The sequence below is a fragment of the Pseudomonas sp. SC11 genome, assembly GCF_047039205.1.
GTDB classification, from domain to species: domain Bacteria; phylum Pseudomonadota; class Gammaproteobacteria; order Pseudomonadales; family Pseudomonadaceae; genus Aquipseudomonas; species Aquipseudomonas boreofloridensis.
Genome location: NZ_CP178183.1, coordinates 2,505,095 through 2,523,833, shown reverse-complemented (window position 1 = coordinate 2,523,833; position 18,739 = coordinate 2,505,095). Strand labels below are relative to the sequence as shown.

At 62.8% G+C, this 18,739-nt stretch carries 15 protein-coding genes and 2 pseudogenes; 11 read left to right on the top strand and 6 right to left on the bottom strand.

Features of this window, described 5'->3' with window-relative positions:
* Nucleotides 1-3: 3 nt before the first annotated feature.
* The 9 genes from arnA (at nucleotide 4) to ACK2SD_RS11295 (ending at nucleotide 10,090) form a co-directional block, all read left to right on the top strand.
* Nucleotides 4-1,992 (top strand): bifunctional UDP-4-amino-4-deoxy-L-arabinose formyltransferase/UDP-glucuronic acid oxidase ArnA, encoded by a 1,989-nt coding sequence (arnA, locus tag ACK2SD_RS11335; RefSeq protein WP_412462158.1) that lies wholly within the window; start codon nucleotides 4-6, stop codon nucleotides 1,990-1,992.
* Nucleotides 1,989-2,876, top strand: coding sequence for a 4-deoxy-4-formamido-L-arabinose-phosphoundecaprenol deformylase (gene arnD, locus ACK2SD_RS11330; RefSeq protein WP_412462157.1), 888 nt, complete (start codon nucleotides 1,989-1,991; stop codon nucleotides 2,874-2,876). The genes arnA and arnD overlap by 4 nt, the downstream gene beginning before the upstream one ends.
* Nucleotides 2,873-4,513, top strand: coding sequence for a lipid IV(A) 4-amino-4-deoxy-L-arabinosyltransferase (gene arnT, locus ACK2SD_RS11325; protein ID WP_412462156.1), 1,641 nt, complete (start codon nucleotides 2,873-2,875; stop codon nucleotides 4,511-4,513). The genes arnD and arnT overlap by 4 nt, the downstream gene beginning before the upstream one ends.
* The gene (locus ACK2SD_RS11320; protein WP_342651357.1) at nucleotides 4,510-4,860 is read left to right on the top strand and encodes a 4-amino-4-deoxy-L-arabinose-phospho-UDP flippase; all 351 of its coding nucleotides are present in this window, start codon (nucleotides 4,510-4,512) and stop codon (nucleotides 4,858-4,860) included. The genes arnT and ACK2SD_RS11320 overlap by 4 nt, the downstream gene beginning before the upstream one ends.
* Nucleotides 4,857-5,270 (top strand): 4-amino-4-deoxy-L-arabinose-phosphoundecaprenol flippase subunit ArnF, encoded by a 414-nt coding sequence (gene arnF / locus ACK2SD_RS11315; RefSeq protein ID WP_412462155.1) that lies wholly within the window; start codon nucleotides 4,857-4,859, stop codon nucleotides 5,268-5,270. Before ACK2SD_RS11320 ends, arnF begins: the two co-directional genes overlap by 4 nt.
* A complete protein-coding gene (locus ACK2SD_RS11310) occupies nucleotides 5,267-6,655 on the top strand; it encodes a UDP-glucose dehydrogenase family protein (RefSeq protein ID WP_412462154.1) in 1,389 nt (462 codons plus the stop codon). Before arnF ends, ACK2SD_RS11310 begins: the two co-directional genes overlap by 4 nt.
* A gap of 112 nt (nucleotides 6,656-6,767) precedes the next feature.
* The gene (locus ACK2SD_RS11305; protein ID WP_412462153.1) at nucleotides 6,768-7,496 is read left to right on the top strand and encodes a response regulator transcription factor; all 729 of its coding nucleotides are present in this window, start codon (nucleotides 6,768-6,770) and stop codon (nucleotides 7,494-7,496) included.
* Nucleotides 7,497-7,555: 59 nt separating this feature from the next.
* The gene (locus tag ACK2SD_RS11300) at nucleotides 7,556-7,960 is read left to right on the top strand and encodes a DUF2946 family protein (RefSeq protein ID WP_412462152.1); all 405 of its coding nucleotides are present in this window, start codon (nucleotides 7,556-7,558) and stop codon (nucleotides 7,958-7,960) included.
* Between the two features lie 75 nt (nucleotides 7,961-8,035).
* Nucleotides 8,036-10,090 carry a TonB-dependent receptor gene (locus ACK2SD_RS11295; RefSeq protein ID WP_412462151.1) on the top strand — a complete coding sequence of 685 codons (2,055 nt, stop codon included), beginning with the start codon at nucleotides 8,036-8,038 and terminating at the stop codon, nucleotides 10,088-10,090.
* An 18-nt stretch (nucleotides 10,091-10,108) separates the two neighbouring features.
* Here ACK2SD_RS11295 and ACK2SD_RS11290 read toward each other — a convergent pair whose 3' ends face one another.
* Nucleotides 10,109-10,993 (bottom strand): homocysteine S-methyltransferase family protein, encoded by an 885-nt coding sequence (locus ACK2SD_RS11290; RefSeq protein WP_412462302.1) that lies wholly within the window; start codon nucleotides 10,991-10,993, stop codon nucleotides 10,109-10,111.
* 118 nt (nucleotides 10,994-11,111) lie between these two features.
* Here ACK2SD_RS11290 and ACK2SD_RS11285 point away from each other — a divergent pair, with 118 nt between their 5' ends.
* The gene (locus ACK2SD_RS11285; protein WP_412462150.1) at nucleotides 11,112-11,933 is read left to right on the top strand and encodes an ABC transporter substrate-binding protein; all 822 of its coding nucleotides are present in this window, start codon (nucleotides 11,112-11,114) and stop codon (nucleotides 11,931-11,933) included.
* The gene (locus ACK2SD_RS11280) at nucleotides 11,930-12,727 is read left to right on the top strand and encodes an amino acid ABC transporter permease (protein WP_412462149.1); all 798 of its coding nucleotides are present in this window, start codon (nucleotides 11,930-11,932) and stop codon (nucleotides 12,725-12,727) included. Before ACK2SD_RS11285 ends, ACK2SD_RS11280 begins: the two co-directional genes overlap by 4 nt.
* Before the next feature lie 4 nt (nucleotides 12,728-12,731).
* On the opposite strand, the gene ACK2SD_RS11275 is transcribed toward ACK2SD_RS11280, so the two are convergent.
* The 5 genes and pseudogenes from ACK2SD_RS11275 to ACK2SD_RS11255 form a co-directional block, all read right to left on the bottom strand.
* Nucleotides 12,732-15,086, bottom strand: coding sequence for an FdhF/YdeP family oxidoreductase (locus ACK2SD_RS11275; RefSeq protein ID WP_412462148.1), 2,355 nt, complete (start codon nucleotides 15,084-15,086; stop codon nucleotides 12,732-12,734).
* A gap of 87 nt (nucleotides 15,087-15,173) precedes the next feature.
* On the bottom strand, nucleotides 15,174-15,482 hold the full coding sequence (locus tag ACK2SD_RS11270) for a chorismate mutase (protein ID WP_029613873.1): 309 nt from the start codon (nucleotides 15,480-15,482) through the stop codon (nucleotides 15,174-15,176).
* 40 nt (nucleotides 15,483-15,522) lie between these two features.
* Nucleotides 15,523-15,981: pseudogene (locus ACK2SD_RS11265) on the bottom strand (methyl-accepting chemotaxis protein); the annotation flags it as partial.
* Nucleotides 15,982-16,131: 150 nt separating this feature from the next.
* Nucleotides 16,132-16,740 (bottom strand): annotated as a pseudogene (locus ACK2SD_RS11260) (PAS domain-containing protein); the annotation flags it as partial.
* 204 nt (nucleotides 16,741-16,944) lie between these two features.
* Entirely contained in the window at nucleotides 16,945-18,735 is a 1,791-nt protein-coding gene (locus ACK2SD_RS11255; RefSeq protein WP_412462147.1) for a putative bifunctional diguanylate cyclase/phosphodiesterase, read from the bottom strand.
* Between the last annotated feature and the right edge of the window lie 4 nt (nucleotides 18,736-18,739).

Genomic DNA, 18,739 nt, shown 5'->3' with positions numbered 1-18,739 from the left:
GACATGAACGTCAAAGTCGTTGTCTTTGCCTATCACGATATCGGTTGCACCGGTATCGAATCCCTTCTCGAAGCCGGTTACGACATTACGGCGGTCTTCACCCACCATGACCAGCCGCAGGAGCGGATATTCTTCGGCTCAGTGGCGCGTCTGTGTGCTGAGCGTGGCATCCCGGTTTACGCCCCCGAAGACGTCAATCACCCCCTGTGGGTGCAACGCATCCGCGAACTTGAGCCGGACTTCCTGTTTTCCTTCTATTACCGGCAGCTGTTGGGCGAGTGTATCCTCGCCTGCGCCAAGCGCGGCGCATTCAACCTGCACGGGTCCCTGCTGCCACGCTACCGAGGCAGAGCACCGGCAAACTGGGCCATTATCAACGGCGAGACGCAGACCGGCGTCACCCTGCACCGAATGGTCGGACGCGCCGATGCAGGGCCGATCCTTGCTCAAGTTCCGGTAGCCATCGCCGAAACCGATACTGGTCTGAGGCTTCAACAGAAACTGCGCGCGGCAACCATCGGCTTGCTGCGCGAAAAGCTGCCACTACTGGCGGCTGGTGGCCTTGCCGAGGTGCTGCAGGATGAAGCCCAGGCCAGCTACTACGGCCGCCGTACAGCCGCCGATGGCCTGATCGACTGGCAGTGCCCGGCCAAAAGGCTCTACGACCTGATCCGCGCGGTCACCCATCCTTACCCTGGAGCCCATTGCAAGAGCGGTGAGCACAAATTGCTGATCTGGGACGCCGACGTCATCCCGGGCAACCTCAGTCAGCCGCCAGGCACGGTGCTGTGCGCCGATCCGTTGCGCATCGCCTGCGGGGAAGATTCGCTGGTGGTGCGCCATGCCCAGCGCGGCGACCATGGTCTGTACCTCTGCGGTGCGGGCTTGGCCCGTGAGCTGGGCCTTGTGGAGGGAGCGTCGCTGAATGCGGCGCACCCGCCGGCAAAACGCCCGACGCGGGTGCTGATCCTCGGCGTCAATGGCTTCATCGGCAATCACCTGTCCGAGCGACTGTTGAGTGACGGCAACTACGAAATCCATGGCATGGACATTGGCTCGGATGCCATCGAACGGTTGAAGGACAATCCACAGTTCCACTTCGTCGAGGGCGACATCAGCATCCACAGCGAATGGATCGAATACCACGTCAAGAAATGCGACGTCGTACTGCCGCTGGTCGCCATCGCCACGCCCATTGAGTACACCCGCAATCCGTTGCGCGTCTTCGAACTGGACTTCGAAGAAAACCTCAAGATCATCCGCTACTGCGTGAAGTATGGAAAACGCGTGATATTCCCTTCCACTTCGGAAGTCTATGGCATGTGCCAGGATCCGGAGTTCGACGAGGACAGGTCGAATCTGGTCGTAGGCCCCATCAACAAACAGCGCTGGATCTACTCGGTTTCCAAGCAACTGCTGGACCGGGTCATCTGGGCCTACGGCAAACAAGGCCTGCGTTTTACTTTGTTCCGTCCGTTCAACTGGGTAGGACCGCGCCTGGATCGCCTGGACTCGGCGCGCATCGGCAGCTCGCGGGCGATCACCCAACTGATTCTGCACTTGGTGGAAGGCACGCCCATACGCCTGGTCGACGGTGGTGAGCAAAAGCGCTGCTTCACCGATGTCGCCGACGGCATCGAAGCACTGGCGCGCATCATCGACAACGCAGACGGTTGCTGCGACGGGCAGATCATCAATATCGGCAATCCTGACAACGAGGCGAGCATTCGCGAGTTGGGCGAAGCCTTGCTGCGCCAGTTCGATGCGCACCCGCTACGCGCCGAGTTCCCGCCCTTTGCCGGGTTTCAGTGGGTGGAGAACCGCACGTTCTACGGCGACGGCTACCAGGACGTCAGCCACCGCAAACCGCGCATCGCCAATGCACGCCGTTTGCTGCGCTGGCAGCCGACCGTCGATCTGGAGCAGACGATCGCCAAGACCCTGGACTTCTTCCTCAACGAAGCGCTCCTCGAACGCGGGAGAAGCCGATGAGTCCGGTGGGATTGCGAGTCGATGTGGATACCTTCACCGGCACGCGCGAAGGCGTGCCCGCGCTGCTCGATCTGTTAGAGGCCGCTGCGGTCAAGGCCACCTTCTTTTTCAGCGTGGGCCCCGACAACATGGGGCGCCACCTCTGGCGACTTGCTCGCCCGGCGTTCCTGCGCAAAATGCTGCGCTCGAAGGCCGCCAGCCTGTATGGATGGGACGTGCTCCTGGCCGGCACGGCATGGCCTGGAAAGTCGATAGGCCGCGAACTCGCGCCGATCATGCGACGCGCCCAGGAGGCTGGCCATGAGATCGGCCTGCACGCCTGGGATCACTATGCCTGGCAGGCCCACGCCGGCCGTTGGTCGGATCGGGCTCTGATCGATCAGGTGCGTCAGGGCAAGGAATGCCTGGAAGACATTATTGGCCAATCGGTCACCTGCTCGGCAGCGCCCGGCTGGCGGGCCGACACGTCAATCCTTTCAGCCAAGCAGGCGCTTGGCTTTCGTTATAACAGCGACTGCCGCGGCGGCGGAATTTTCCTCCCGCTGCTGTCCGACGAGTGCCCAGGCACCCCGCAGATTCCCGTGAACGTACCGACCTTCGATGAAATGGCCAGGCCTGGATTATCCATGAACAGCTTCAACGAGCTCATCCTTGAGCGTCTCACTGCCAGCCACTATGGCGTCTACACCGTACATGCCGAAGTGGAAGGCCGGAGCATGGCCGGTGGATTCGAACAGTTGCTCAAACGCGCGGCCTGGCGCGACATCGATTTCAAGCCCCTGGGGGCGTTGCTGCCAGAGGATGTCCATCGCCTACCGACCGCCCATGTCATACGCGGGGCAGTGGCGGGCCGCGAAGGTTGGGTGGGGGTTCGTCACACATGAGTCGCGTTCAACAGTGGTCACTGATCGCCCTGATCTTCGTCCTGTTCTATGCCCTGCCACTAAGCAACCACGGTCTATGGATCCCGGACGAAACGCGCTACGCGCAAATCGGCCAGGAAATACTGCTCAGCGGTGATTGGGTTTCCCCGCATTTCATGGGCCTGCGCTATTTCGAAAAGCCCATAGCGGGTTACTGGATGATCGCCGCAGGACAAGCGGTCTTCGGCGAGAACCTTGTCGGAGTACGCATCGCATCGCTACTCGCCACAGCCCTGAGCACCCTGCTGATTTTCCAACTGGCCCAGCACATCTGGCACAACCGCCGTACCAGCTGGCTGGCGGCGGCGTTCTATGCGAGCTTCGGGCTGATTGCCGGACAGGCCGGTTACAGCAACCTGGATCCTCAGTTCACCTGGTGGGTCAATTTCAGCCTCGCTGCACTGTGGGGCGCGTTGAACGCCTCAACGACCCGACGGCGACTCGGGCTGTGGGCCGTGCTTGGACTGGCCTGCGGCATGGGGTTCCTGACCAAGGGGTTCCTCGCTTTGCTGTTGCCGGTGCTGATCGCCGTGCCCTACGCCGTGTGTCGCAAGTGCTTCAAGCTACTGCTGAAGTTTGGACCGCTCGCAGTGCTGGTGGCGCTGTTGGTGTGCGCACCCTGGGCGTTGAGCGTGCATGCCAGGGAGGCGGATTACTGGAGTTTCTTCTTCTGGCATGAGCACATTCGACGCTTCGCTGCCGAAGACGCCCAGCACCTGCGGCCTTGGTGGTTCTATCTGCCCCTCATGCTCGCGGCCACCCTGCCCTGGGCCGGCCTGCTCCCGATCAGCCTCAAACAAGCGTGGCGCGAGCGCTCATCCGCCGACATGGTCTTCCTGGCGCTCTGGCTGGTGTTACCGTTCCTGTTCTTCAGCCTGAGCCGTGGCAAGCTGCCGACCTACATCATGCCGTGCCTGATGCCCCTGGCGCTGATGATGGCCCGTGCCATCGACCGGCGCCTGAGCGAGTACGAAGGTGCAGCGCTTCGCTTCAACGGCTGGATCAATCTCGGCATCGCCGTGATTGCCAGCGGCGGCCTGGCAGTTGTGCAGTGGAAACAGCCGGTCTATGTTGATGAACCTCTGGTGTTGTGGCTGGCAGTCATCGTCATCGTCGTGTGGGGGCTGTGTGGTCTGGCCCAGGCGATCAAGCCCATCCGCTTGTGGTACACCCCGCTGCTGGGCCTCTGGACGCTGATCGCGATCCTGCCAGCGGCGATGCCCGCACGTGTGGTGAACAACAAGACGCCTGATACGTTCATTGCCGCGTATCTGCCAGAACTGGCAAATGTAACGCATCTAGTCAGCAATGACTTGGGCGCCGCCTCGGCGTTGGCGTGGCGTACGAAAAGGCCCGAGGTCACCCTCTACGACACCAAAGGCGAACTGAAATACGGTTTGTCATACCCAGAACACCGTCATCGCAGCGTCGCGCCTGACGCCTTCCAGGCGTGGTTGCAGGAAGCGCGAAAAACCGGATCGGTGGCCATCGTGTTGAGAAGCAAGGACGGGTCTGGTCGCCATCTGCCCCAGCTTCCTGGCGGCGAGCGGTACGCATCGGGGCACCTCTCCCTCATCATTCTCGAGCAGAGCCAATGATCACCCTGCTGCTACTCGCTACCTCGTTGCTGATCTGCTGCGGGCAGATCGCGCAGAAGTTCACGGCCCAGCGCTGGGCGGCGTTGGCCGGCGGCAATTCGGGGTGGGCCATTCTGGGTTGTCCCTGGCCGTGGTTGGCATCGATCAGTCTTGTCCTGGGCCTGGGCTGCTGGTTGGGGGTGCTTCGGCACATGGATGTCGGCGTCGCCTATCCCATGCTGAGCCTGAACTTCGTACTGGTGGCGCTTGCTGGACGCTACCTGTTCGGCGAAATCCTGCAAGGCCGAAGTCTGGCAGGCATAGCCCTGATCGCAACTGGCGTACTGATGCTGGGGGGGCTGTCATGAGCTGCCGCAGAGGTCTGGCCGCTGCCTGGACCAGCGTCCTGTTGGTCAGTGCTGCGCAGTTGGCCATGCACTGGGGCATGACCCGTCTGCCAGCGTTCTCTGACTGGGCCTGGGGCACGTGGCCCATGGGTGCACTGGCCTGTGTGGCAGGCGGTGTGATGGCCTACGTGATTTCACTCGGCTTCTGGTTACTGGCCCTAAGCCACCTGCCTCTGGGCAGGGCCTACGGCCTGCTTGGCCTTAGCTACGCGCTGGTCTACATCCTGGCGGCGAGCCTGCCCTTTTTCGACACCCATTTCTCGGCCATCAAGACAGTGGGCGTGAGCCTGGTCGTGGCCGGCGTATGGCTAATGAATACCTGCGGTGGGAGCCGCGACTGCCCTGTCCAGTGTTCCAAGGAGAGTCAATGAAAATCACGGTCTATGGAAGCGGCTACGTCGGTTTGGTGCAGTCCAGTGTGCTGGCGGAAGTCGGTCATGATGTCGTGTGCATGGACATCGATCAGATCAAGGTGGACGCACTGTCGCGGGGCGTGGCGACGATCTTCGAGCCGGGGCTCGAGGCACTGCTGCGCGAAGGTCTGGACAGCGGCCGATTGCAGTTCACCAGCGACTCATGTCTGGCTGCGGAGCATGGGCATGTGCAATTCATCGCGGTCGGCACGCCCCCGGGGGCAGACGGTGCGGCAGATCTGGGGGCAGTCTTCGCGGTGGCGGATCAGATCAGCCTTCACCGCTCAGCACCGGTCATCATCGTGGAAAAATCCACGGTGCCGGTGGGTACCGGTGATCGCCTGCGCCAGCACATTCGCCGGCGACTCGACGATGCGGGGCGCTCACTGGAGTTCGAAATTGCCTCGAACCCGGAGTTTCTCAAGGAGGGTGCGGCACTGGCTGATTGTCGCCGCCCCGACCGGATCGTCATCGGGACCGAGAGCGAAGCGGTGCGTCAGGTGATGCGCGAACTCTACGAGCCATTCAATCGCAACCATGACCGCATACTGTTCATGGCGCTGCGCAGCGCCGAACTCACCAAATACGCAGCCAATGGCATGCTGGCCACCAAGATCAGCTTCATCAACCAGCTCGCCGAACTTGCCGAACACGTGGGCGCCGACATTGAGTCGGTGCGTTTGGGCATGGGGGCAGATCCCCGAATTGGCTACCACTTCATCTACCCAGGCTGCGGCTACGGCGGCTCATGCTTTCCCAAGGACATGCGCGCGCTCATCAACAGCGCGCAGCAGGTGCAATGCCCGAGCGACCTGCTGGAGGCTGTGGAAGCGATCAATGGACGGCAAAAAAGCAAGTTGTTCGAACGCATCAAGAGCTACTTCGGCGGCGACCTCACCGGCAAGGTCTTCGCGCTCTGGGGGCTGGCGTTCAAGCCCAACACCGATGACATTCGTGATGCGCCCAGCCGAGTACTCATGGAATCGCTGTGGGCCCACGGGGCGCGGGTCAATGCCTACGATCCAGAGGCGATGCTGGAAACCCAACGCGCCTACGGCCACGATGCGCGCCTGTCGTTGATGGGCACGCCCGAGGCGGCGCTGACGGGGGCGGACGCCTTGGTTATCTGCACGGAGTGGCAACAGTTCAAGGCCCCGGATTTCGAGGCGATCAAAGACCGCTTGAACGCACCGGTCATCATCGACGGCAGAAATCTCTTCGATCCCGAGCGGATGCACAGGCACGGTATCACCTACTTCCCCATTGGCCGTGGACGCTCGTGTGCAACCTCAGATGACTGCGATACGTCCGACGAGGTGTCGGACTCGTCGATTTCGGCTTAGTGATCTTGGGAAAAGTCCAAGGGTGGTAATCGGGCGTTTTGAGTACAACGCCTAATTCGATGCAGTGCTCGCCTTGTTGGTCATGGAGGCTGCACGCGGTTTGTGACCCGAGGTGCTTTTGAATCATCGACGAATTCTCATCATTGAAGACCCCTGCGACGGAGCAGGCCGGTTGGCGAGCCATCTAAAAAGGGAGGGTTTCGAAACTACGGTCGTACACGACGGCATTCAAGGCCAAGCCCTATTCCACCAGCTCGATCCAGCGCTGGTCCTGCTAGATATCACCTTGCCAGGAAGGGATCTACACCGATTGCTCTTCAACCTGCGTCAACCCCGCATGACGCCCGTCATCGTCCTCACCGCGGCGGCCGACGTCACGGAAAAAATCGGCGTACTGCGCCAAGGGGCGGACGATTACATTCTCAAACCCTATAACCCAAGAGAGGTCACGGCGCGTATTCAGGCTGTACTGCGCCGTGCTTGGCCAGCGCAGGCGTCGCGAAGCGTCCTCGAATGCGACGGCGTCTGGGTGGACCTCGACGCCCTGGTCGGTGGCGTGCGCACTGCCGACGGAGACTCGATCCTGCTGAGTCTGACTCGGACCGAACTGGGCGTGCTGACTGCACTGCTGAAAACCCCCTACAAAGCTTTCACCCGCGAAGAGCTGCTGGCGTCTAGCATGCCCGACAGCGATGCCCAGAGCCGCGTGATCGACACGCATGTCCATAATTTGCGGCGCAAGCTCGAAGCCGCAGGGGTCATGCAAGTGCCGAGCACGGTCAGGGCCGTGGGCTACCGATTCAGGTCGGTGGCCAAACTGCGGCAAATGGGCGCGCCCTAAAGCTTTTACAGACTCACCCAGCTGCGGCTTAATAGCGCCGTCCCGCTCAAGGATGGCCAATGCCCACCACGCGTCACACGCCCCTGCTGCTGCTTGCCTGCCTCGTCGTGCTGTTCAACCTGCTGGCGATGCCGCTCGACCGCGCGCTACGTCCTCCTGCAGTCGACTCATCATTGCTGCTGGGCAGTTTCTGCAGCCTGCATGGTGTGCAGAACCTGCCCAAGTCGGTGCTGGCGCAACTCAAGCTCGACCAGGCCGAGTTGTCCGATCAGCTCGACAGCCCACCTGCGCCCGGCGATTGCTGCTGCGGCCACGCGGGTCAGGCCGCCTTGGCCTCGACCTATTTCAGACATCTGATTCCGCGCTTCTGGCCCGACGTCCTGCTCCTCAGCCCGGCGCCTGACCGGCCAGTCCCGCGCGAGCAACGACCCGCCCTCACACCGCGCGCCTCTCCCCTGGCTTGAAGACTCGTCCCTAGAGCACCGCGCTGCGCACTGCTGCGCGCACGCACACGACTGTCCTGCCAGGAACCGCTTTCCATGACTGCGTCACGCCATGCCGCACGCGCCGCCCTGCCCGCGCTTGCCCTCACCTGCACCCTCGCTCCGGCCGCCCAGGCCGAAGCCGAGACGATCCCTCCCGCGACTCCCCCCCTGACCTTGAGCGCTGTCAGCGTCTCAGGCCGCGAAACCGGCCCACTGTCCAGCGCCGCGCTGATCGGTTCGGTCGATGTGCTGCGCGCCGACACGCTCGACACCCTGCCCGTCGCCTACGCCTGGGAATTGTTCAGGCGCGCGCCGGGCGTGCTGCTGACCGAATTCAACCAGGGCACCACCTCGGGGAAGCTGTCGATGCGCGGCTTCAATGGCGAGGGCGAAGTCAACGCCGTGAAGTTGCTGATCGATGGCATCCCCAGCAACACCAACGACGGCAACATGCCCTTCATCGATGCGGTGTTCCCGCTCGACATCGACAACATCCAGGTGGTGCGCGGCACCCAGGACCCGCGTTATGGACTGAACAACATCGCCGGCAACGTTTCGATCAACACCCGCACCGGGGGTGAATACAGCCAGGCGCGGCTGCGCTATGGCAGTTTCGACACCCGTGAAGTGCAACTGGCCAAAGGCATCGAAGGCACGAACTGGACTCAGAACTACTTCTTCGCCCGCCAACAGGTCGGCGGATACCGGGACCACGCCGACACCGAGCGCTATACGTTTTCCGGCAAATGGTTCTACACCCCGGATGACGGCCGCTACCGCGCAGGATTGATCGCACGCCACTACCAGAGCACCGCCCAGGAGGCCGGTTACCTCAGCGCAGACGACGCCCGCCACGATCCACGCCACAGCAATGCCTTCAATGCGACCGACCAAGGCACCCGGCGCATCAACCAACTGAGCCTGCATCTGGACACCGACCTGACCGACGTCCTCGCCTGGTCCACCAAGGTATACCTCAACACCTTCGACGACCGGCGCTGGACGCAGTACTGGCGCACCAGCGCACAACAGGAGCGCTACGCGAACGAAACCCAGTATGGTGCCCTCACCTCGCTCACCTGGCGACCCGAGGTTCAGGGCCTGCACGGCTTTGCCCTGGAAGGCGGCAGCGACGTAAACCGCCAGGACAATCGCAGCCAGCGCTATCGCACCCTCGACCGAACCCGCCAGGCCCGTACCCGCGACCAGCAGTTCGATTTCGACACGCTCGGCGCTTATGTGCAGGCCGAGATCGAGCCAGTCGCCTCGCTGAAAATCGTCCCGGCCTATCGCGTCGACACGCTCAGTGGCCACTTCGACAACCGCGCCAATGGACAGCAGGCGCCGATCAACGACTACGGCCTGATCCGCCAGCCGAAACTCAGCATCGCCTGGACGCCATGGGACGTGGCAGGCCTGTACGCGAACTGGGGTCGTACCTTCCAGGTCGGCACTGGCGCGGCGGCGTACAAGATCCCGCCAAGCCACCAGGACCTAGCGCCCTCGATCAACGAGGGCTGGGAGACGGGCATCACCTTCAACCCCACGCGCTGGCTGGACGGTCGCCTGGCTTACTGGCGCCAGGAGGCCAGTGGCGAAGTCAGCCGGCGCCTGAACGATCCCAGTGGCGAGTCCGACAATGTCGGCGAAACTCGGCGCTGGGGCTATGACCTGCAGATGAACCTGCACCCGGACGAGCGCACCGAGTGGTGGCTGGCCTATACCTGGCAGTACTCGCGCATCCTGGAGCCCAGCGCCGCCTTGCCGGCAAGCCGAGGACAGGAGATCGATCATGTCCCCCATCACGTGTGGAATGCCGGAGTCCGCTACCAGGCCTCGCCAGCATTGCAACTGGGCGCGTGGATGAACGGCCAGTCGCGCTATTACCTGGAACGCGAAAACATCCAGGGCCGCTACGGCAGCTTCGTGCTGATGAACCTGAGTGCAAGCTACCGACTGAGCGAGTCGGTCAGCGTCGACCTGCAGTTGAAGAACCTCGCCAACCGCTACTACGCATACGTCTGGTACGACCCCGATGGCGCGCAGGCTTCGCTGCATTCGCCAGGCGACGGGCGCGCGCTGTACGCCGGGGTCACCTTCGACTTCTAAGTCCGCCAGCCGGTCCGGTCAACGCAGGTGCTGGGCGAGCTCGGCGATGTGTTGCGGACCGATGCCGCAGCAGCCGCCGATCATGCTCGCCCCGCGCTCACGCCAGTCCTGGGCCCACTTCAGGTAACCCGGCGGGTCCAGGTCGTCGCGCAACTCATCCAGTCCGTCGTTGGCGGTGGCCTCTTTCGGCTGGGGCGGGAAGGCATTGGCATAGGCGCCGATGGCGATGTCGGCCTGGCGCGCGTCGATCACCGCACGCGCGGCGTCGATCGCGGCACCGATGACCTCAGGCTGGCTGCAGTTGAACAGCACGGCCGCCACGCCGAGTTCGGCTGCCGCCGCCACCGCCTCGCTCACCGGCTCGCCGGAGCGCAGGCGAGGGATCGGGTCGACCTCTTCGTCCTGGAGGGTGAACGACACCCAGAACGGCTTGCCGTCCTTGGGCAGATGGGCATGGATGGCGCGCACTTCGGCAATGGCGCTCTGCGTCTCGGCCAGCCAGACGTCTACATGTGTAGCCAAGCCCAGAACCAGTGGGGTGAGGACCTCGGCGACGCGCTCAGGCTGGAACAGGTCCGGCCGGTACGAACCGAACAGCGGCGGCAACGACCCGGCCACCTGTACAGGATGCGCACTGGCCCTGGCGGCCTGGCGCGCCAGTTGCCCGGCGATGTCGGCTAGGTGCTGGCCTTCTTCGGCAAACCGCGCCTCACCGATGTGGAACGGCACCACCGCATAGCTGTTGCTCGTGATCACCCGCGCCCCGGCTTCGATAAACGCGGCATGCACGCCGACTACCGCCTCGGGGGCCTCGCTGAGGGCGAGCGCCGACCACTCGGGCTGGCGGAACGGTGCGCCGCTGCGTTGCAACTCCCGTCCCATGCCCCCGTCAAGAATCACCATGTCACGCTGTTTCATATAACGCCTCTGCAAGTTCTTATGAAGAAAATTCATTATGAACGTCGGATTTATACCTATTAAATATCCGAATTCACTTTCCGCCAACCTTTCAGGTACTTACATGCGTTTTCCTGCCTTGCTCGGCGCGGGCCTCGTGCTGCTCGCCACCGCCACTCACGCGCTTGCCGGCGCCACGCTGGAGCGGGTCGAATCTCGCAAGGAACTGGTCAACGTGCTGATGGAGAGCTACCCGCCGTTTTCTTTCCTGAACGAGCAGAACCAGCTGGATGGTTTCGACGTCGACGTGGCCAAGGCCGTCGCTGAGCGGCTGGGCGTCAAGCTGCGCCTGGAAACGCCGTCGTGGGACGTGATTGCCGCCGGTCGCTGGAGCGGGCGCTACGACATCTGCATCTGCTCCATGACCCCCAGCAAGGCGCGCGCCGAAGTCTTCGACTTCCCCGTGGAGTATTACGCCTCCCCTGCGGTGATCGTGGTCAATGCCCAGGACGACCGTATCCACGGCGCCAAGGACCTGGACGGCCGCAAGGTCGGCCTGACCAGCGCGTCGAGCTATGAAAGCTACCTGAACAAGAACCTGGTGATCGAAGGCGACGAAGGCCGCAAGATCGACTATCCGTTCGACTTCGTCCAGATCGCCCCCTACGACACCGACAACGTCGCCTTCCAGGACCTGGGCCTGGGTGCCGGCGTGCGCCTGGATGCCATTCTCACCAATCTGGTGACTGCTCAGCCGCGATTGAACCAGGACAAGCGCTTCAAACTGGCCGGTGCGCCGCTGTATGAAGAACCGAACTCCGTGGCTATCGAAAAAGGCGATCCCGAATGGGATGCCAAGGTGCGTCAGGTGTTCGCCGAGCTCAAAGCCGACGGCACGCTGACCAAGCTGTCGCAGAAGTGGATCGGTGCCGATATCAGCAAATGAACGCCGAACGTTTTGCTTCAAGATCCCTGCTGGGCTTTCGCGCTCGCCTGTACCTGACATGGCTGGCGCTGTTCGTCCTGTTCATCGGCTTTTTCCTGAGCTTCGACCTGAAGTTCTCGATCATTCTGGAGAAGTTTCCCAACCTCGCCGGTTTCAAGCTCGGACCCAATGGCTTCCTGCAAGGCGCTGCCCTGACGCTGTTCCTGTGCCTGTGCTCGATACTGGCCTCGGTGCTGCTGGGCTTCGCCGCCGCACTGGCCCGGCTGTCGGGCAGTGCCGTGCTGGTGGGCATCGCCAGTTTCTACACGTCGTTCTTCCGCGGCACGCCGCTGTTGATCCAGATCCTGCTGATCTATCTGGGCTTGCCGCAACTGGGGCTGGTGCCCGGCGCCATCAGTGCCGGCATCATCGCCCTGTCGCTGAACTACGGCGCTTATCTGAGCGAAATTTTCCGGGCCGGTATCCTGGGTGTCGCCCGTGGCCAGCGCGAGGCGGCCCTGGCGCTGGGCATGCGCAGCCGGCAGATCTTCAGCCATATCGTCCTGCCCCAGGCCATGCGAGTCATCATTCCGCCGACCGCGAACCAGTTCATTTCCATGCTCAAGGACTCGTCGTTGATCTCGGTGATGGGCATCTGGGAGGTGATGTTCCTGGCCCAATCCTATGGCCGCTCGAGTTATCGCTACCTGGAGATGCTCACCACCGCCGCCGTGATCTACTGGGTGCTGTCGATCCTGCTGGAGTTGATCCAGGCGCGACTCGAACGGCATTTCGCCAAGGCGTACCTGCGCTGATCCCTCAGCGCACCTGATCCCGCGCCGGCACCGCCCGAGCCAGCTGCGCCGCTGAAGGCTGCGCCCGGTGCAACGTGACCGGCACCGACTTGGCCGCCGGCACCTTGCTACGCTCGGCATGATGCCAGAGCGGCACCAACGGGTTGCATTCGGGGTAGTAAGCGGCCGCGCAGCCTTCGGGAATGTCGTAGCCGATGATCTGCAGGGGCCCCGCCTCGCGCACCACCTCGGGTTCCACGGCGGTGCGCAGCGTGACCCAATCCCCTGCCGCAAACCCCAGGCGAACCAGATCGCTGCGATTGAGGAACACCACGCTGCGGGTGCCATGCACACCGCGAAAACGGTCGTCGTAGCCGTAGACGGTGGTGTTGAATTGATCGTTGCTGCGCAGCGTCATCAATTGCAGCACATCACGCGGCATCGGCTCATGGAGCACGTCGTCGTCAGGATTGAGCCGACCCGGCGCGACGAATTGTGCCTTGCCCGACTCAGTGGGCCATTGTCGCTGGTTGACCGCAACGGGACGGTGGAAGCCACCGGTCTGCCACATTCGCGACTCCATGTCGTGGAAGATCTCCGGGTACACCTGGCCGATCGCGCTGCGAATCAGCGCATAGTCCTGTCGCCAGGCAGACCAGGAAACACGGGAGTTATCGCCCAGCGTACCGCTGGCCAGGCCGGCGATGATCGCCACTTCCGAGCGCAACTGCTCGCCGGCCGGCTCGTGGGTGCCCAACCAGCCACGCACGCAGCCGGTGCTGTCCTCGGTGCTATAGGCCTGCACCACGCCGTCCTGGCGATCGATCTCGATGTGCCCCAGGCACGGCAGCAACCAGGTGCTGGCGCCGGGTACCAGATGGGTTCGGTTGAGTTTGGTCGCCACCTGGACATCGAGTGCTAGGTCGGACCAGGCCCGCTCCAGACGCGGGGAGTCGGGGATCGCTCTGAGGAAGTTGCCGCCCAGCCCGATGAACCCCTTGACCCTCCCGTCGAGAATGGCCTCGCAGGTGTCCACCGTCGCCAGGCCTTTGTTCGGCGGCACCTCGATGCCGAATAACGCGCGCAATGTGTCGGCCGGCACTTTGGCCGGGTCTTCGGTGATGCCCACTGTGCGCTGACCTTGCACATTGGAGTGCCCGCGGACCGGGCAGATTCCAGCACCGGGTTTGCCGAAGTTGCCGCGCAGTAGCAGGAGGTTGACCAGCATCTGCACGTTTTCCACACCATGCCGGTGCTGGGTCATGCCCATGCCATAGACCACCATCACCTTTTCGCTGCGGGCATACACCGTGGCAGCTGCCTCCAATGCAGCGCGTCCCAGACCTGAACGGCGCTCGAGGGTTTCCCAGCTATAGCCATCCACTGCCTGGCAGAGGCTATCGAAGCCCTGGGTATGTTCGCGAATGAAGGCATGGTCGAGTACCGACACGCGACCACTGGCCAGGGCTTCGCGCTCCATGGCCAGCAGCGCCTTGATGATGCCGGTCACGGCCGCCAGGTCGCCGCCGATCTTCACCTGGTGATACTGCGTGCTGATCACCGTGGACTCGGGACCGATCATCTCGCGTGGCGACTGCGGATTGACGAAACGTTCCAGGCCGCGCTCGCGCAGCGGGTTGAAGGTAATGATCGGGATCTGTCGCTTGCGCGCCGCCTGCAGTGGATGGAGCATGCGCGGCGCGTTGCTGCCCACGTTCTGGCCGAAGAAGAAGATGCAGTCGGTGTGCTCGAAGTCGGCCAGGGTCACGGTGCCAACAGGCACGCCGATGCTCTCCTGCAAGCCGACCGAGGTGCTCTCGTGGCACATGTTCGAGCTGTCCGGCAAGTTGTTGGTGCCATAGGCGCGGGCGAACAGTTGATACATGAACGAGGCTTCCAGGGACGCCCGTCCCGAGGCGTAGAAGACCACCTGCTGCGGATCGAGCAGACGCAACTGCGCGCCGATCTCGCGGTAGGCGTGCTCCCAGGTGGTGACCTGATAGCGGTCGCTGGCGGCATCGTAGCGCAGCGGGTGGGTCAAGCGGCCGTGCTGTTCGAGCGCGTGGTCAGTCCAGGTGCGCAGTTCCGTCAGCGTATGGGCCTCGAAGAACGCCGGGCCGGTGCGATGGCGAGTCAGTTCCCAGGCAGTGGCCTTGACGCCGTTCTCGCAGATTTCAAGGCCATGGGGATCGCCCGGCTTGGCCCACGCACAGCTCACACAAGCGAAGCCCTTGGGCTTGTTCTGCTTGAGCAGCGCGCGGGGCGCGGTGGCCAGGGCCTGCTCGCGCCAGAGGATGGCCATGACCGACCTGGCCGAGCCCCAGCCGCCAGCGGCCGAGCGATAAGGTGTGTAGTGCGCCTGGGGATGAATGAGCGACATGGGCCGCCTCGCTGGTCAGAGTTCAGAGGGTCTGAACGTTCGAGGAAGCCCTGCAAATTAAAGTTCAAGCGCCGTGGAGCGGCATAATCACGGCGTGCGGGTGTCTGCCTGCAACGCGGCATGGGTGTCCAGCTCTTCATTGATGAAGGCCGCGATCATGGCGCGATAAACCTGTTCGACCACCACCGGCGAAGCGCCGGTCTGCTCGGCCAATCCCCTCACTTTGCTGATCACCTGCTCCACCCGCGCCGGTGCGCGCACGTCATCGGTGGTCTTCTTGAAACGGGCGGCCTGGGTAACCAGGCCACCCCGTTTGGCGAGCAACGTCACCAGTTCGCGGTCGATCTGGTCGATACGTTGGCGAACCTGATCGAGTGAGGTGCAGGGTGCGTCCATCGGGGCGATTTCCTTTTCCTGAAGTCGAGACAAGCGCCCATTATTGCCTGACGTCAGTCTCCGCGGCCATATGCGTGGCGAAGCGCCCGACTGCCGTGACCACCTCCTGCGCACCGTCCTGGATCTCGGAAATCACCTTGCCCGCCTGGCTGGCCAAGGACAAGCCGATCTCGGCCTGCTTCCTGCTCTCGCCCATGCTCAACACCGCTTCTTCCACCAAGGCATTGTTCTTCTGCACCACCTCGACGATTTCCTCGGTGGCGACACTGGTGCGTCCTGCCAGCTTTCTCACCTCATCGGCCACCACGGCGAAGCCGCGCCCCTGATCGCCAGCCCGCGCAGCCTCGATGGCCGCATTGAGCGCCAGCAAGTTGGTCTGTTGGGCGATTCCACCGATGGTCGAGACGATGGAGGTGATCAACTGCGACTGATGGCCCAGGGCTTCGACACCGGCCGAAGCGCTGCTGACCTGGGTAACGATCCGGTTCATGGTCTGCACCGTGTCGGTCACCGCCTCGGCGCCGCGCCGCGCCGATTCATCCGTTTTGCGGGACACTTCGTAAGCCACTCCGGCCGCCGAACTGACCTCCGTTTCGCGATGAACCTGCTCGGTGATATCGGTGGCAAACTTGACGATCTTGTACAACTGGCCACGCGTGTCGCGAACAGGATTGTAGGAGGCTTCCAGCCACAGCTCGCGACCGGACTTGTCCAGACGCCTGAAGCGGTCCGCGACGAAGTGGCCTTCGTTAAGCTGGCGCCACAGCTGCTGGTACTCCTGCGAGTTGGCATAGGCTGCGTCGCAGAAGATGCGATGGTGCTTGCCGACGATTTCGGCCAACGGGTATCTGACGGTGTCGAGAAAATTCTGGTTAGCGTTGAGGATGGTGCCATCCAGATCGAACTCGATCACCGCAGTAGAGCGCGACAGCGCGCTGATGAACTCATTGTCCTCGCGTGCTTTGTTGATCGCCGAGGTGACATCGATACCGTAGGCCGACATGTGGGTCACGGTGCCATCTGCCGCTTTGGTCGGACACCAGGCCGCGCGCATCCACACCATCTTGCCGTCAGCCGCGATGTAGCGGTAATCATCGCTGACCCCACGACCGTTGCGCACCGCCAACATAAAGTTCTTGTAGCACTGCAGCTCTTTCACATAGCTGGGTGCAAGGGTGCCGAGGGACTTGCCGACCAGCCGCGACGTCTCCACCCCAACCAACCGCGCGAAATTGTCATTGACCGCCGTGATCTGCATGTCGCGATCCACGGTGATTTCCAGCATCTGATCGCTTCGGCTGCGTTCAGCGCTGCGCAGTTGCTCCACTTCCCGTTGGAGTCGGTCGATCTCTTTCTTGAGGTTGGCGTTGAACATGTCACTTCCCTTGAGTTGGCAGGGGTCTGTGTAGGGCCAAGGATCGTCAACCCTCAGCGCTGGAAGTCATGGGGTGTACACAACACGCTAGTTCAAGGTGGCCGGAAACACGCCGCCTTTTTGCAGCCAACCTGCAAGGTCCGCCGGCGACATCGGTTTGGCGTAGTAATAGCCCTGCCCCTGATCGCAACCCCATCCGCGCAGCAGATGGTGATGCAGATCGGTTTCGATGCCTTCGGCCACCACCGTCAGGCGCAAGTCGCGCAGCAGGCTGACGAGGTTGCGGATGATGTGCCATTCGTTACTGCCCGGCTGCAGGTTGGCCAGCAGCGAACGGTCGAGCTTGACGCTGGTGGCCGGAATCTTCCGCAGGTACACCCAGTTGCTGTAGCCACTGCCGAAGTCGTCGATGCCGATGGCCACGCCCAGCGTGCGGAAACGCTGCAATTGTTCCTGGACCATGTCGAAGTCGGTGACCAGCGCACTCTCGGTGAATTCCAGCTCCAGGTGCCGAGGGTCGACGTCATACTCGCGCAGGGCTCGGGTGAGGTCGTCGAACAGGTGGCCGTCGGCCAGATCGAGCGCGGAAATGTTCAGCGAGACCACCATGTCCAGACCGTCGGCGCGCCAAGCAGCGAGCTGTTCGCACGCATGGCGAACCACCCAGCGGGTGATTCCGCGGATCGACGCGGTGGTTTCCGCCAGGGGGATGAACTCCGCAGGGCTGATCGAGCCGAGCGCCGGATGGGTCCAGCGCAGCAGGGCTTCGACAGCCACGCAGCGATTGACCGACAGGTCGATGCGCGGTTGATAGACCAAGTGCAGTTGATCCGGTGCGATCAGCGCACCCTCCAAGGCATTGAGCAACACCGTGCTGCGGCGCAAGCTGGCATCGATCAGTGGGTCGTAGCCTAGCCAGCGTCGCTCACTGCGGCGCGCCGTGTCGGTCATGCTGGCCAGCAGCCGAAGGTTGTCGATGGAGGCGTCGGTTTCGATGCCCAACTGCAGGAAACTGATCCCGACGTCGGCGAAGACCGGCACCCTGCCACAATGCAGTGGGCGGGCCAGCGCGGCGACGATGCTGTCGAGCTGCCCTTGCAGGCTCGCGGGATCGGAGCGTTCCAATACGGTGAGAAAACTCAAGGTGCCGGTCCGATACAGGCGCGCGCCGCTCGGCAGCGCTTCGAACAGGGCCTCTTTGACCGCCAGCATGAACTGCACGAAGAATTCCACGCCCAGCGCCTTGACCAAGCCGTCCATCGCCGAGGCGGAAATCGGCTCGATGAACACGGCCGTCTGGCTCTTGAAGGCGTGCACCTCGTTCAAGTCGGCTTCGAAACGCTTGCGGTTGGGCAAGCCGGTCATCGGATCGAAGAAATGCTGTTTGTGGATGGACTTCAGGCGAGCGACCACGATGTCAGCGGCATTGACCAGCAATGCGCGATCACGCGCACTCAACGTCGGTCGCGCCTGCTGGTCGATGATGCACAGGCGGCCAAGGCTGAGCCCTGGGCTCACCACCAGGGACGCGCCAGCGTAGTAACGGATGTGAGGATCGCCGGTCACCAGCGCGTTATCGGCGAAGCGATCGTCCTGAGTGGTGTCGCAGACCTCCAGCACCGCGTCGAGCAGCAGCCCATGGGCGCAGAACGACAACTCCCGTGGTGTACGCTCGGCATCCATGCCCATGCGGGCTTTGAACACCTGGTAGTCGCGGTCGATGATGCTGACCAGTGCGGTGGGCACACCAAAGTAGCTGCAGAGCATGGACACCACGCTATTGAGCACAGGGTCCGAGCCGTTTGGAATGGATGACGTCAGGCGGTCCACTTCGACCAACCGCAGGCGTTCATCCTGTGCAATTGCCGAAATTCCCATGGGA